Below are 13,779 nucleotides of genomic sequence, written 5' to 3'. Positions count from 1 at the left end.
GGAGAGCCGAACCGCCCCGGAACGAGGGGACGTTCGGCCCCCTGGCCGGGTCGTGCAGCCCCTCTCAAGGGCGTTGCCGGCGCGAGACATTGAAGGTGCAACGAGAGTCCCCCAGATCCAGCGGCACCCCTTGGAAGGGATGAGCATCATGGCAGTTCACGATCACCCGCACCGGCGTCCGGGACTCCGTTTCCCGTCCGTCCACCGGACCCGGACGGCTCCCGCGACCGCCGAGTCGACGACCGCGGTGGCCACCGCGACCAGCGCGTACGTGTTCGCCGGGCTCCGTCTCCTCACCGGGTTCGTCTTCCTCTGGGCGTTCCTGGACAAGACGTTCGGCTTCGGCTACGCGACCCCGTCCGGCAAGGGGTGGATCGACGGCGGATCGCCGACGATGGGCTTCCTCAGCGGTGTCGCCGTCGGACCGATGGAGTCCACGTTCCACGACTGGGCCGGTGCCGCATGGGCGGACTGGCTGTTCATGCTCGGCCTGCTCGGCATCGGCCTCGCCCTGATCGCGGGTATCGGCCTGCGGCTCGCCGCGGTTGCCGGCACGCTGATGATGGCGCTCATGTGGATCGCGGAATGGCCGCCGGCCAAGCATCTGTCGGACGGCTCGCCGAGCATGTCGACGAACCCGTTCGCCGACTACCACCTGATCTACGCCGTCGTCCTCGTCGCCCTCGCCGCGGCCGGCGCCGGCGCCACCTGGGGACTCGGCCGGACGTGGGCGCGACTGCCCTTCGTCAGCCGCAACCGCTGGCTCCTCTGACGGTCACAGGACATCGCACCGGGGCACCTCCGCTCAAGCGGGGGTGCCCCCTCGACTGTGCCCCACCCACGCGTCGACCCGGCCCAACGTCCCGACGTGCGGGGACCGTTGGCGGACCAGGCGTATGCCGACCGGCCCTCCGTGCCGGCACCGCGAACGGCGAGTATCGAACTGCAGACAGTCGGGGACAGCCACAGATCCGACTGCGGACGTCCCCGCACAGCGAAGGAGAGACCGGCCATGACGGCAACGGTGAGGACCCGACCCCGATCGTCGAACGAGGCTTGGCGCGGCTTTGCCGGCTCCACCTGGCGCGAGCACATCGACGTGCGCGACTTCATCCAGGCCAACTACCTGCCGTACGAGGGCGACGCCGCGTTCCTGACCGGTCCGACCGAGAGGACACTCGCGGTCTGGGGCAAGGTGGCCGCCCTGTTCCCCGAGGAGCGGCGCCGGGGCATCCTCGACGTCGACCCGGGCAACCCGTCGACCATCACCTCGCACCGGCCGGGCTACATCGACCGCGACCGGGAGCTGATTGTCGGCCTGCAGACCGACGCCCCTCTGCGGCGGGCCATCATGCCGAGCGGCGGGCTGCGGATGGTGGAGAACGGGCTCAAGGCGTACGGCTACCAGCCGGACCCCTTTGTCACGCGCGTCTTCGGGACCTACCGCAAGACCCACAACGACGGCGTCTTCGACGCCTACACCCCGGAGATGAGGGCCGCCCGCAAGGTCGGCATCATCACCGGACTGCCGGACGCGTACGGCCGGGGCCGGATCATCGGCGACTACCGGCGGGTCGCGCTGTACGGCACGGACCGGCTGATCGAGGCCAAGCGGGCCGAGCGGGCCCTGCTGGACGCGCGGCCCTCCGATCCGGACGTCATCCGGGACCGCGAGGAACTGGCCGAACAGATCCGGGCGCTGGGCGAACTGGCCCGCATGGCGGCCACGTACGGCTGCGACGTCACCCGTCCCGCCGCCACCGCCCACGAAGCGGTGCAGTGGCTCTACCTGGGCTTCCTGGCCGCCGTGAAGGAGCAGAACGGCGCCGCGATGTCCCTCGGCCGCACCTCCACCTTCCTGGACGTCTACCTCCAGCGCGACCTGGACGAGGGCCTTCTCGACGAGACCCGCGCACAGGAACTGATCGACGACTTCGTGATCAAGCTGCGGATCGTACGGTTCCTGCGCACACCGGAGTACGACACCCTGTTCTCCGGCGACCCCACCTGGGTCACGGAGTCCATCGGCGGCATGGGAACCGACGGCCGTACGCTGGTCACCCGCACCTCCTTCCGCTTCCTGCAGACCCTCTACAACCTCGGCCCCGCCCCCGAGCCCAACCTGACCGTCCTGTGGTCACCGCGGCTGCCCGAGGGCTTCAAGCGGTTCTGCGCACAGGTCTCCATCGACACCAGTGCCATCCAGTACGAGTCGGACGAGCTGATGCGCCCGTGCACCGGCGACGACACCGCGATCGCCTGCTGCGTCTCGGCGATGGCGGTCGGCAGGCAGATGCAGTTCTTCGGGGCACGCGTCAACCTGGCCAAGGCGCTGCTGTACGCGGTCAACGGCGGCCGTGACGAGATGACCGGCGAACAGGTCACCCCCGAGATGCCGCCGCTGACCGGTGAGTACCTGGACCACGCGGAGCTGTCGGCCGCGTACGACCGCATGCTGGAGTGGCTGGCGGCGACGTACGTCAACGCGCTGAACGTCATCCACTACATGCACGACAAGTACGCCTACGAGCGCATCGAGATGGCGCTGCACGACTACCCGGTGCACCGCTTCATGGCGTGCGGCATCGCCGGCCTGTCCGTCGCCGTGGACAGCCTGTCCGCCGTCAAGCACGCGCGGGTCAAGGTGTTCCGCGACGCGACGGGGCTGGCCGTGGACTTCGAGACCGAAGGCGACTTCCCGGCCTACGGCAACAACGACGACCGAGCGGACACCATCGCCGTCGAGCTGGTGCGGTCGTTCATGGAGAAGGTGCGCAAGCACCCCACGTACCGGAACGCGGAGCACACGCAGTCGGTGCTCACCATCACCTCCAACGTGGTGTACGGCAAGCACACCGGCAACACCCCCGACGGCCGCCGGGCCGGCGCCCCGTTCGCCCCCGGCGCCAACCCGATGAACGGCCGTGACCGCCACGGCGTCGCCGCCTCCGCCCTCTCGGTGTCCAAGCTCCCGTACGAGCAGGCCCGCGACGGGATCTCACTGACCACCACGATCACCCCGGAGGGACTGGGCCACGATCCGGCCGAGCGGGCCGGCCACCTGGTCGGCATCCTGGACGCGTACACGGCCTCCGGCGGCTTCCACATGAACGTCAACGTCCTGGACCGGGCGACCCTGGAGGACGCCATGGAACACCCGGAGAAGTACCCGGAGCTGACGGTCCGGGTGTCCGGGTACGCCGTCAACTTCGTCCGGCTGACCCGCGAGCAGCAGCTCGACGTGATCGGCCGCACCTTCCACGGATCGCTGTGAACACCACGGCGGAGGCCGTCACGGGCCGGATCCACTCCTGGGACCTGTCCACCGGAGTGGACGGTCCCGGGACCCGGTTCGTCCTGTTCCTCAGCGGCTGCCCCCTGCGCTGCCTGTACTGCGCCAACCCGGACACCTGGCACATGCGGGACGGGAAGCCGACCACCGTCGACGAGGTGATGGCCGAGATCGAGAGGTACCGGCCGTTCCTCACCACGGCCGGTGGGGGAGTGACCCTCACCGGCGGTGAGGCCCTGCTGCAGCCCGCGTTCACGGCGGCGGTCTTCCGCCGCTGCAAGGAGCTCGGGCTGCACACCGCCCTCGACACCTCGGGATTCCTCGGCGCCCGTGCGAGCGACGAGCTGCTCGCCGACACCGACCTGGTGCTGCTGGACATCAAGTCCTTCGACGTCCGCACCTACCGCAGGCTGACCGGAGGCGACCTCGCCCCGACCCTCTCCTTCGCCACCCGCCTGGACCGGCTCGGCGTCCCGGTGTGGATCCGCTACGTCCTCGTCCCCGGATGGACCGACGACCCGGCCGCCGTCGACGGGCTCGGCGGCTTCCTCGCCGGGCTGGGCAACGTCGACCGGGTGGACGTCCTGCCCTTCCACAAACTCGGCGCCCACAAGTACGACGCGCTGGGTATCCCCTTCCCCCTGCGGGACAACCCCACCCCGGCTCCCGACCTGGTCGAGCGGGTGCGCGAACAGTTCCGGGAGCACGGCCTGCGGGCGCTGTGAGGTCACCGGCCACCTGCGGGGCCCGGGGCCAGGCCCCGCAGAGCGTGCGGGTCCCCGGCGGACGGGGCACGATGGGACGACGGGTGCGACACCCGCATGCCGAGTGGGTGCGTGCGACACCGCGCAGGACCCGGCCGCACGACAGAAGGGGCGTAGGACGCCGTGGTGGACCCGGACGACGATCCCGCCCGGTCGCAGCGGCGGATGGAGCGTCTGCTCAACGCCGTCCTGGCGGTCAGCCGCGAACTGGAACTGCCCGTCGTGCTGCGGCGCATCGTCAGTACGGCGATGGAACTGGTCGACGCCCGCTACGGTGCCCTGGGGGTGCTGGGCGACGACGGATCCGCGCTCGAGGAGTTCATCCCCCTCGGCCTGAGCGAGCGGGAGTACCAGGATCTCGCCGGCTCCGAGTTCCCGCACGGCCGGGGTCTGCTCGGCCACCTCATCCACCATCCCGAGCCCCTGCGCGTGCGGGACCTGACCCGCCACCCCGACTCGGTCGGTTTCCCGCAGGGCCACCCCCCGATGCGCGGACTGCTGGGGGTCGCCATCAGCGTGCGCGGCCGGATCTACGGCAACCTCTACCTGTGCGACCGGCGTGACGGCGAACCGTTCGACGGCCAGGACGAGGCGGTGGTGACCGCGCTCGCCGGAGCGGCCGGCATCGCCATCGAGAACGCCCGCCTTTTCGAGCAGACGCGTTCCTCCGCCGAGCACTTCCAGCGGCTGCTGCTGCCCACCCTGCCCGACCTGGCGCCGTTCGGCGCGGCCGCCGTCTACCGGCCGGCCACTGCCTCCGGCCACCACCTCGGGGGCGACTGGTACGACGCCCTGCTGCTGCCGGACGCGAGCTGCGCGGCCATCATCGGCGACGTGGTCGGACACGATCTGACCGCGGCGGCGGCCATGGCGCAGATCCGCAACATGCTGCGCGCACTGCTGTACGACCGTCGCACCCCGCCCAGCCTGGTCCTGCACCGCCTCGACCACACCCTGAACGCCGTCACGGAGGCCCCGGTCACCACCGCCTGTCTGGCCCGCATCAAGCGGGTGGGGGACGGCTGGCATCTGCTCTGGTCGACCGCAGGCCATCTGCCGCCCCTCGTCGTGACGGCGGACGGGCGCGCGGGTTACCTGGAGGCCGAACCCGGTGTCCCCCTCGGCGTGGACGAGGCACGGCCCCGTCCCGACCACACGCACCGGCTGGCGGCCGGGGACACGGTCCTGATGTTCACCGACGGCCTGGTCGAGCATCGCCGGCGGTCTCTGGACGCCGGCCTGACGGAACTCGCCGACCTGGCCGCCGCGCACAGCGCCCTGCCGCTCGACGACCTGTGCCGACTGCTGGCCGACCGGCACCCCAGCGACGGGCACGACGACCTCGCCATTCTCGCCGTGCGTCCGCCGTCCCGGTGATGTGCCCCGGTGCGTCCGGCCGGGGCACATCACCGCCGTCGGGACCTACCGCTCGGTGCGTCCGAAGTAGGCCGCCCGCATGATCTCCTGCATGTCGTCCAGCATCGGCATCCGCGGGTTGGCGGGTGCGCACTGGTCCTCGTAGGCGTTGAGGGCCTGCCGGGGCAGGGCGTCGAGGAAGCAGCGCTCGTCGACGCCGAGGGCCTGGAACGAGGACTCGATGCCCACGGCGTCGCGCAGGCGCTCCACGGCCCGGGCGAGCGACTCCACGCCCTCCTGGGGGGTGCCGGCCGGCAGGCCCAGGGTGCGGGAGATGTCCTGGAACCGCTCCGGGGCGCGGTAGTTCTCGTACTTGGGCCAGCCCGTGAGCTTCGTGGGCACGGTGCCGTTGTAGCGGATGACGTGCGGCAGCAGCACGGCGTTGGTGCGGCCGTGCGCGATGTGGAAGGTGGCGCCCAGCGTGTGCGACATGGCGTGGACGATCCCGAGGAAGGCGTTCCCGAAGGCCATGCCCGCGATGGTGCCGGCGTTGTGCATCTTCTCCCGCGCCTCGGGCGAGCGCGCGCGGTCCTTCACCGCCGCCTCGATGTTCTCGAAGATCAGCCGGATCGCGTGGAGCGCCGGCCCGTCGGTGAAGTCGTTGGCGTAGACGGACACGTACGCCTCGATGGCGTGTGTGAGTGCGTCGAAGCCGCTGTCGGCGGCCAGGGCCGGGGGCAGCCCGGTGGTCAGCAGCGGGTCGACGATCGCCACGCTGGGGGTGAGCGCGTAGTCGGCCAGCGGGTACTTCTTCCCCGTCGCCGGGTCGGAGATGACGGCGAACGGCGTCACCTCCGCGCCGGTGCCCGAGGTCGTGGGGACGCAGACCAGCCGGGCCCGCGCGCCCAGGACCGGGAAGCGGAAGGCACGCTTGCGGATGTCCGAGAACTTCTGCCGCATGTCCGCGAAATCGATGCCGGGCTGCTCGTACAGCAGCCACATCACCTTGGCCGCGTCCATGGGGGAGCCGCCGCCCAGGGCGATGATCGTGTCGGGGCGGAAGTCCCGCATCAGGTCGGCACCGCGCTGCACGGAGTCGATGCTCGGCTCGGGCTCCACGTTGTCGATGACCTGGAGGGTGACCGGCTCCCGCCGCCGCTGGAGGACACGTGAGACACGGTCGACGAAGCCGAGGCGGGTCATGGTCGCGTCCGTCACCACGGTGACGCGATGCACGTCCGGCATCGACGTCAGGTAGCGGAGGGCCTGCGGCTCGAAGTAGATCTTCGGCGGCACCTTGAACCACTGCAGGTTGTTGCGCCGCGTGGAGACACGCTTGACGTTGAGCAGCTGGGCGGCGGAGACGTTGTTGGACACGGATGTGCTCCCCCACGAGCCGCAGCCGAGCGTCAGCGACGGCAGCAGGTTGTTGTAGATGCCGCCGATCGCCCCCTGGGAGGACGGCGCGTTGACGATGACCCGTACCGTCTTCATACGCCTGCCGTACGCCTCCGCGAGTTCGCGGTCCTCGGTGTGGATGACGGCGCTGTGGCCCTGGCCGTGGAAGGCGACCATGTCGGCGGCCAGGTCGAAACCCTGCCGCGCGGAACCGGCGCGCAGTACGGCGAGCACGGGGCACAGCTTCTCGCGGGTCAACGGCTCGTCGGGGCCGACGTGTTCGGCTTCGACGAGGATGAGCGAGGTGCCGGCCGGCACGGTGAAGCCGGCCTTCTCGGCGATCCACTGAGGGCTCTGCCCGACGGCCGCCGCGTTGACCTTGGGCTCGCAGCCGCCGCCGGCCGTCCTGCCCGCCGGGAACAGGAAGGTCTCCAGCTTCGCCTTCTCCTCGGCGGTCGCCAGATGCGCGTGGAGGGTGCGGAACTCGGCCAGCGCCGCGTCGTGGATCTCGTCGTCCAGGATGACGGCCTGTTCGGAGGCGCAGATCATGCCGTTGTCGAAGGACTTGGACAGCACCAGGTCATGGACGGCACGTCCCAGCCTGGCGCTCTTGTGCACGTACGCGGGAACGTTCCCCGCGCCGACCCCCAGGGCGGGCTTGCCCGCCGAGTAGGCCGCCTTCACCATGGCGTTGCCTCCGGTGGCGAGGATCAGAGATACGCCCGGGTGGCGCATCAGCGTGCCGGTCGCCTCCACAGAAGGACTCTCGATCCACTGGACGCAGTCCTCGGGCGCTCCGGCCGCGACGGCGGCGTCACGCACGATCCGGGCCGCCTCGGTGCTGCACCGCTGCGCGGAGGGGTGGAAGGCGAAGATCACCGGGTTGCGGGTCTTCAGCGCCATCAGCGCCTTGAAGAGGGTGGTGGAGGTCGGGTTGGTGACGGGAGTGACGGCGCACACCACACCCACCGGTTCCGCGATCTCGACCATGTCCTCGATGTCGTCCCGGGCGATGACACCGACCGTCTTCATGTGGCCCATGCTGTGCGTGACGTGCTCGCACGCGAACATGTTCTTGGCGGCCTTGTCCTCGAAGACGCCGCGTCCGGTCTCCTCCACGGCGAGCCGCGCCAGCACGGTGTGCCGGTCCAGGGCGGCGACCGAGGCCTTCTTCACGATGTGGTCGACCTGGTCCTGGTCGAAGGCCTCGTAGTCGGCCAGTGCCTTGAGTCCGTTGGTCACCAACCGGTCGACGGCGACAGCGATGTCCGACGGTGCCTCGGCGGGGCCGGCGGCCGGGCTTGCGTCCTTGTGGCGGGCCATGGTGTGTGCCTCCGTGTGAGAGGTGGGCCGCGCGCCCGGCGGCTTGGGGGAGCGGCGCCGCGGGGGTCGGCACCGCTCCACTGCAAGCGTCCCGCCGGCACCGCCGGGTGAGCAGTTCCGCCCGGTACCCTTCGCCGGTCCGACGGTCCCCCCATTCCCGGGCCGTTCGGCCTCCTGCCGATTCCGAGGCGGGTCACCGCAGTTGGCGGCTCTGCCCCAGGGCGTGTGTGTCGTCGGCCCGGAAGGCCAGCCTGTTCACGACACCGAGCACGCCGTCCAGCCGCCAGGTCAGCCGGATGGCGAGAGGGATGTCGCTGCGCCGCTCCACCTGTCCCTCCAGGGAGACCATGCCGTCCCGGACCGAGACGGCCACCGCGTCGGCCGGCAGGTGCATGGCGCGGGTGAGGACATCGCCGATCACGTCCTGGCGGATCTCCTCGTCCGTTCGCACGAACACGCGCAGCAGATCCCTCCGGGTCGCGATGCCGATCAGCCGGTCCTCTTCGTCCACGACCGGGATCCGGTTGATGTGGCGGCGTTGCATGACACGGGCGGCGTATGCGACGCGTTGTTCGGGATGGACGGTGACGGCGGGCGCCGTCATGAGGGCCTGTGCCGTCGTGGTCCCACCGGGCCGGTCTGCCCGGTGGCGGGTCAGGTCGGTCTCGGAGACCACTCCCACGACCTTGTCGTCGTGGTCCACCACCGGTACACCGCTGACGCGTTGCCGTTCCAACAGCCCGGCCAACTCCTCGAACGAGGTGTCCGGGCGGACCGCGACCACCTCGCTGGTCATCACCTCGCCGACGGTGCGGGTCATTGCGCCTGCCTCCTCCTGCTGCCGTGTCCACCGCCCGCGATGCCGGATCGCGGCGGCCTCCTTCCCCCTCACCTGCTGTCGCTGACCTCCGTCCCGGACAGTGCGGCCCGACCCGCCTCGAGGCGGGCGACCGGCACGCGGAAGGGAGAACAGGAGACGTAGTCGAGCCCGGCGGCGTGGAAGAAGTGCACCGACTCCGGGTCGCCGCCGTGCTCGCCACAGACGCCGATCTTGAGGCCGGGCCGGGCGGCGCGGCCCTCGGCGACCGCGATCTCCACCAGGCGCCCCACGCCCTCGCGGTCGATCGTCTCGAACGGGGACACCTTGAAGATGCCCTTGTCGAGGTAGGCGGAGAAGAACGCCGCTTCGACGTCGTCGCGGGAGAATCCCCACGTGGTCTGGGTCAGGTCGTTGGTGCCGAAGGAGAAGAACTGTGCCTCCCCGGCGATACGGCCCGCGGTGAGCGCGGCCCTGGGCAGCTCGATCATCGTGCCGACCGGGCAGTCGACGGTCATCCCGGACTCCGCGGAGACGCCGGCCAGTACCCGCTCGACCTCCTGGCGCACCAGGCGCAGCTCCTCGACGGTGTCGATCAGGGGCACCATGATCTCCGCCCGCGGGTCTCCGCCGGCCCGCCTGCGTTCCACGACCGCCTCGGCGATCGCCCGCACCTGCATGGCCACCAGCCCCGGTGCCACGAGGCCGAGGCGTACACCACGCAGGCCCAGCATCGGGTTCTCCTCGTGCATGCGGTTGACGGCGTCGAGCAGTTCGGCGTCGTGTTCGCTGGGCGGGCTGCCGTGTGCCTCGGCGGCGGCGAGGCGCACGGCGAGTTCGGTGCGGTCGGGCAGGAACTCGTGCAGCGGCGGGTCGAGAAGACGAATGGTGACCGGCAGACCGTCCATCGCCTCCAGAATCCTCGCGAAATCCTGCCGTTGCAGCGGCAGCAGCGCGTCCAGGGCGCGCGTCCGCTCCGCGTCGGTGCGGGCGAGGATCATCGCCTCGACCAGTTGCCGCCGGTCGCCGAGGAACATGTGCTCCGTACGGCACAGGCCGATGCCCTCCGCCCCGAACCGGCGGGCCCGGGCGGCATCCTCGGGGGTGTCGGCGTTCGCCCTGACTCCCAGCCGGCGCACCCGGTCGGCGTGCTCCATGGCACGGGCCACGGCGTCCACCAGACCGTCCGTGTGCTCGCCGGTCTCGAAGTACCTCATGACGGCGGAGTCGCTCATCGGTGCCGCGCCGGGATACACGGCTCCTTCCGAGCCGTCCACGGAGATGACCGTGCCCTCCTCCACCGTGGTGCCGCCCGCGGTGAAGCGCCGTCGCCGCAGGTCGACGGTGATCTGCTCGGCACCGCACACGCAGACCTTGCCCATGCCGCGGGCGACGACGGCCGCATGACTGGTCTTACCGCCGCGGCTGGTGAGCACGGCGGTGGCGGCGACCATGCCGGGCAGGTCGTCCGGGTTGGTCTCCTCGCGCACGAGGACCACCTTCTCTCCGGCGGCGGCCCGCCGGACCGCCTCGGCCGAGTCGAACACCGCGGCGCCCACGGCGGCCCCGGGGGAGGCCGGGATGCCGCGCGCGAGCGGGTCACCGACCGCGGAGGCGTCGAACCGGGGGAACATCAGCCGGGCGAGTCCGTCCCCCGTGACTCGGGCCAGCGCCTCGTCGGCGGTGATGAGCCCTTCGTCGGCCACCTCGGCGGCGATGGTGAAGGCGGCTTCGGCGGTACGTTTGCCGACCCGGGTCTGCAGCATCCACAGCCGGCCCCGCTCCACGGTGAACTCGACGTCGCACAGGTCGCGGTAGTGGGCCTCCAACGTCGCCATGTGGTCGCTCAGCCGGTCGAACGCCTCGGGGTTCAACCGGCGGAGTTCGTCCAGCGGCAGTGCGTTGCGGATACCGGCGACCACATCCTCGCCCTGCGCGTTGGCCAGGTAGTCGCCGTACACACCGGTCCGGCCGGTGGCCGGGTCGCGGGTGAAGGCGACGCCGCTGCCGGAGTCGGGGCCGAGGTTGCCGAACACCATGATCTGCACGTTGACCGCGGTGCCGAGGTCGTCGGGGATGTGCTCACGGCGGCGGTACAGCCGTGCGCGTTCGCCGTTCCACGAATGGAAGACGCCCAGCACCGCGCGCTGCAGCTGCTCGGCCGGGGACTGCGGAAAGGCCTCGCCGGTCTCCCGGCGGATCAGCTCCTTGTACGTCTCGACCAGCGCGGACAGATCGGCTGCGTCCAGTCCCAGGTCGTCGGCCGCGCCGCGGGCCTGCTTGAGGCCCGCCATGGCCTCGTCGAACAGGGTGCCGTCCACGCCCATGACGGTGCTGCCGAACATCTGCAGCAGTCGTCGGTAGGAGTCCCAGGCGAAGCGCTCGTTGCCGGAGGACTTCGCCAGGCCCCGCACGGAGTCGTCGTTGAGACCGATGTCGAGGATCGTCTCCATCATGCCGGGCATGGAGAAGCGGGCGCCGGAGCGGACCGAGAGCAGCAGCGGGTCGTCCGGCTGCCCCAGGCGCCGCCCTGCGGCCTCCTCCAGCCCGGCCAGATGATCCGAGATCTCGCGAGCCAGACCGGCCGGCTCACTGCCGGTGCCGAGGAAGGCCCGGCAGGCCTCGGTGGTCACGGTGAAGCCGGGCGGCACCGGCAGACCCAGGCGGGTCATCTCGGCCAGATTGGCGCCCTTGCCGCCGAGCAGGTCGGCCATGTCCCGGCCGCCCTCGGTGAACGCGTACACGTAACGGACCATGGCGGTGTTTCCTTCCGGCTGCCTTGTCGGGTCACATCTCGAAGACGATGCGGGCCTTGATCTGTCCGTTCAGAACCTCGGCGATGGACTCGTTGACGGTGTGGAGGGGCCGCGTCTCGTAGATCACCCTGGTACGCCCGGCGGCGTGCAACTGGAACACCTCGTGCAGGTCCTGCCGGGTGCCCACGATGGAACCGATGACGCTCGTGCCGTTCAGCACGGTCTCGAAGATCGGCACCTGGATCGTGCCGCCGGCGGGAAGGGCGACCATGACCAGCTTGCCGCCGCGCCGGAGACCGCCGTACACGGCGGCGAACGCCTGTGCGTTCACGGCCAGCGCGACCGCCGCGTGGGCGCCGCCGTGTCGCTTGAGCACTTCGGCGGGGTCCTCCTCGCGCGCGTCGATCAGGATGTCCGCGCCCAGCTCACGCGCGAGTGCGAGCTTGTCGTCGGTGACGTCGATCGCGGCGACGGTGGCTCCGGCGATCTTCGCGTACTGCACGGCCAGATGACCGAGGCCGCCGACCCCGGAGATCGCCACCAGCTGGGTCGGGCGCACGCCGGCGACCTTCAGCGCCTTGTACGTCGTCACGCCGGCGCAGGTCAGCGGGGCCGCATCGCGCGGGTCGATGCCGTCGGGGACCGGTGCGGCGAAGTCGGCGGAGGCGAGCATCTTCTCGGCGTACCCTCCGTTCACGCTGTAGCCGGTGTTCTGCTGCTGCTCGCACAACGTCTCCCAGCCCGACAGACAGTGCTCGCACCGCCCGCAGGCCCAGCCCAGCCAGGGCACGGCCACCCGCTGCCCGGCGGACAGATGGGTCACTCCGTCCCCGAGTGCCTCGACGATGCCGACGCCCTCGTGACCGGGTACGAACGGCGGGCCGGGCTTGACCGGCCAGTCACCGTGCGCGGCGTGGATATCGGTGTGGCACAGCCCGGACGCCTCCAGGCGGAGGACCTGACCGGGGCCGGGCTCGGGGTCCGGACGGTCCTCGATCACCAGCGGCTCGCCGAAGGACCGGACGACTGCTGCCTTCATCGGATGCTCCTCATCCTCCATGCTCCGTCTGTACGGTGCATCACCAGCGTCGGCCGCCGCGCGGTGCGGCGGCAGGTGCTGTACGTCCTCAGAGGGAAGGCCGATCGGCCCAGGCACGGGGGCGTGCGGAACACGGCGCCGGGACGGTGGACCCGGCGGCCCTGGCCCTTCGGACCGGGATGACCGAAGATCTTCGGTGACAGACAGGGAATCCGGACAGTGCGGAAGAGGAGCATCACATGGCGGACGGCGAGCAGCTCGGCCCCGACAACCCGATTCGGGTCTTCCTGCTGGACGACCACGAGGTGGTCCGGCGCGGGGTGCGCGACCTGCTGAACGACGAGCCGGACATCACGGTGGTCGGGGAGGCCGCCACCGCCGAGCAGGCTCTGGTCCGCGTCCCCGCCCTGCGCCCGCGGGTGGCCGTGCTCGACGTCCGGCTCCCGGACGGGGACGGCGTGAGCGTGTGCCGCGAGCTGCGCTCGGGCATGCCCGAACTGGCCTGTCTGATGCTGACCTCGTTCGACGACGAGGAGGCCCTGCTGGACTCGATCATGGCCGGGGCGTCCGGATACGTGCTGAAGCAGATCCGGGGCTCGGACCTGGTGTCCGCCGTGCGTACGGTGGCCGGCGGACAGTCGCTGCTCGACCCGAGCGCCACGGCCCGCGTGATGGCCCGGCTGCGTCAGGAACAGCAGCCGGAACCCGAGCCGGAGGTCTTCCCGGGACTGACCGGGCGGGAGCAGGAGATCCTGGCCCTCATCGGCGAGGGCCTCACCAACCGCCAGATCGGCCAGAGGCTCTACCTTGCCGAGAAGACGGTGAAGAACCACATCTCCCGGCTGCTGGCCAAGCTCGGCGTGGAGCGTCGCATCCAGGCAGCCGTGATCGCCACGGAGGCGAAGGACCGGCTGAAGCACGAAAGCCGCTGAAGCCGTGCGGGGGGGGGGGGGGGGGGGGGGGGGGGGGGGGGGGGGGGAGGGGGGGGGGGCAGAGAACACCGCCACACCCCCCCCCCCCCCCCCTCCCCACCC

At 71.0% G+C, this 13,779-nt stretch carries 9 protein-coding genes; 5 read left to right on the top strand and 4 right to left on the bottom strand.

The window, feature by feature from the left end:
* Window positions 1–148: 148 nt before the first annotated feature.
* The 4 genes from ACZ44S_RS20115 (at window position 149) to ACZ44S_RS20100 (ending at window position 5,433) form a co-directional block, all read left to right on the top strand.
* Entirely contained in the window at window positions 149–772 is a 624-nt protein-coding gene (locus ACZ44S_RS20115) for a hypothetical protein (RefSeq protein ID WP_466930874.1), read from the top strand.
* A 240-nt stretch (window positions 773–1,012) separates the two neighbouring features.
* Window positions 1,013–3,274 (top strand): formate C-acetyltransferase, encoded by a 2,262-nt coding sequence (gene pflB / locus ACZ44S_RS20110; protein ID WP_466930871.1) that lies wholly within the window; start codon window positions 1,013–1,015, stop codon window positions 3,272–3,274.
* Window positions 3,271–4,017: a pyruvate formate-lyase-activating protein gene (gene pflA, locus ACZ44S_RS20105; RefSeq protein ID WP_466930868.1), complete on the top strand. Its 747-nt coding sequence runs from the start codon at window positions 3,271–3,273 to the stop codon at window positions 4,015–4,017. The genes pflB and pflA overlap by 4 nt, the downstream gene beginning before the upstream one ends.
* Window positions 4,018–4,221: 204 nt before the next feature.
* The gene (locus tag ACZ44S_RS20100) at window positions 4,222–5,433 is read left to right on the top strand and encodes a PP2C family protein-serine/threonine phosphatase (protein ID WP_466931156.1); all 1,212 of its coding nucleotides are present in this window, start codon (window positions 4,222–4,224) and stop codon (window positions 5,431–5,433) included.
* A 45-nt stretch (window positions 5,434–5,478) separates the two neighbouring features.
* Here the strand turns inward: ACZ44S_RS20100 and adhE are convergent, their stop codons facing one another.
* The 4 genes from adhE to adhP all read right to left on the bottom strand — a co-directional run bounded on the left by adhE (window position 5,479) and on the right by adhP (window position 12,745).
* Entirely contained in the window at window positions 5,479–8,133 is a 2,655-nt protein-coding gene (gene adhE, locus ACZ44S_RS20095; RefSeq protein ID WP_466930865.1) for a bifunctional acetaldehyde-CoA/alcohol dehydrogenase, read from the bottom strand.
* Window positions 8,134–8,326: 193 nt separating this feature from the next.
* Window positions 8,327–8,953: a CBS domain-containing protein gene (locus tag ACZ44S_RS20090; protein ID WP_466930862.1), complete on the bottom strand. Its 627-nt coding sequence runs from the start codon at window positions 8,951–8,953 to the stop codon at window positions 8,327–8,329.
* A 68-nt stretch (window positions 8,954–9,021) separates the two neighbouring features.
* On the bottom strand, window positions 9,022–11,706 hold the full coding sequence (gene ppdK, locus ACZ44S_RS20085; RefSeq protein WP_466930859.1) for a pyruvate, phosphate dikinase: 2,685 nt from the start codon (window positions 11,704–11,706) through the stop codon (window positions 9,022–9,024).
* A 31-nt stretch (window positions 11,707–11,737) separates the two neighbouring features.
* Window positions 11,738–12,745 (bottom strand): alcohol dehydrogenase AdhP, encoded by a 1,008-nt coding sequence (gene adhP, locus ACZ44S_RS20080; RefSeq protein WP_466930857.1) that lies wholly within the window; start codon window positions 12,743–12,745, stop codon window positions 11,738–11,740.
* Between the two features lie 239 nt (window positions 12,746–12,984).
* Between adhP and ACZ44S_RS20075 the strand changes: the two genes are divergently transcribed.
* Entirely contained in the window at window positions 12,985–13,677 is a 693-nt protein-coding gene (locus tag ACZ44S_RS20075) for a response regulator (RefSeq protein ID WP_466930854.1), read from the top strand.
* The last annotated feature ends 102 nt before the right edge of the window (window positions 13,678–13,779 follow it).

This window comes from Streptomyces malachitofuscus (assembly GCF_055571035.1).
This window is presented reverse-complemented; position numbering and strand designations above follow the sequence as displayed.

Excerpts from the sequence above, each read along its gene's own strand:
- ACZ44S_RS20115 (WP_466930874.1), top strand. The coding sequence starts at position 149 with ATGGCAGTTCACGATCACCCGCACCGGCGTCCGGGACTCCGTTTCCCG.
- pflB (WP_466930871.1), top strand. The coding sequence starts at position 1,013 with ATGACGGCAACGGTGAGGACCCGACCCCGATCGTCGAACGAGGCTTGG.
- ACZ44S_RS20100 (WP_466931156.1), top strand. The coding sequence starts at position 4,222 with ATGGAGCGTCTGCTCAACGCCGTCCTGGCGGTCAGCCGCGAACTGGAA.
- adhE (WP_466930865.1), bottom strand. The coding sequence starts at position 8,133 with ATGGCCCGCCACAAGGACGCAAGCCCGGCCGCCGGCCCCGCCGAGGCA.
- ACZ44S_RS20090 (WP_466930862.1), bottom strand. The coding sequence starts at position 8,953 with ATGACCCGCACCGTCGGCGAGGTGATGACCAGCGAGGTGGTCGCGGTC.
- ppdK (WP_466930859.1), bottom strand. The coding sequence starts at position 11,706 with ATGGTCCGTTACGTGTACGCGTTCACCGAGGGCGGCCGGGACATGGCC.
- adhP (WP_466930857.1), bottom strand. The coding sequence starts at position 12,745 with ATGAAGGCAGCAGTCGTCCGGTCCTTCGGCGAGCCGCTGGTGATCGAG.
- ACZ44S_RS20075 (WP_466930854.1), top strand. The coding sequence starts at position 12,985 with ATGGCGGACGGCGAGCAGCTCGGCCCCGACAACCCGATTCGGGTCTTC.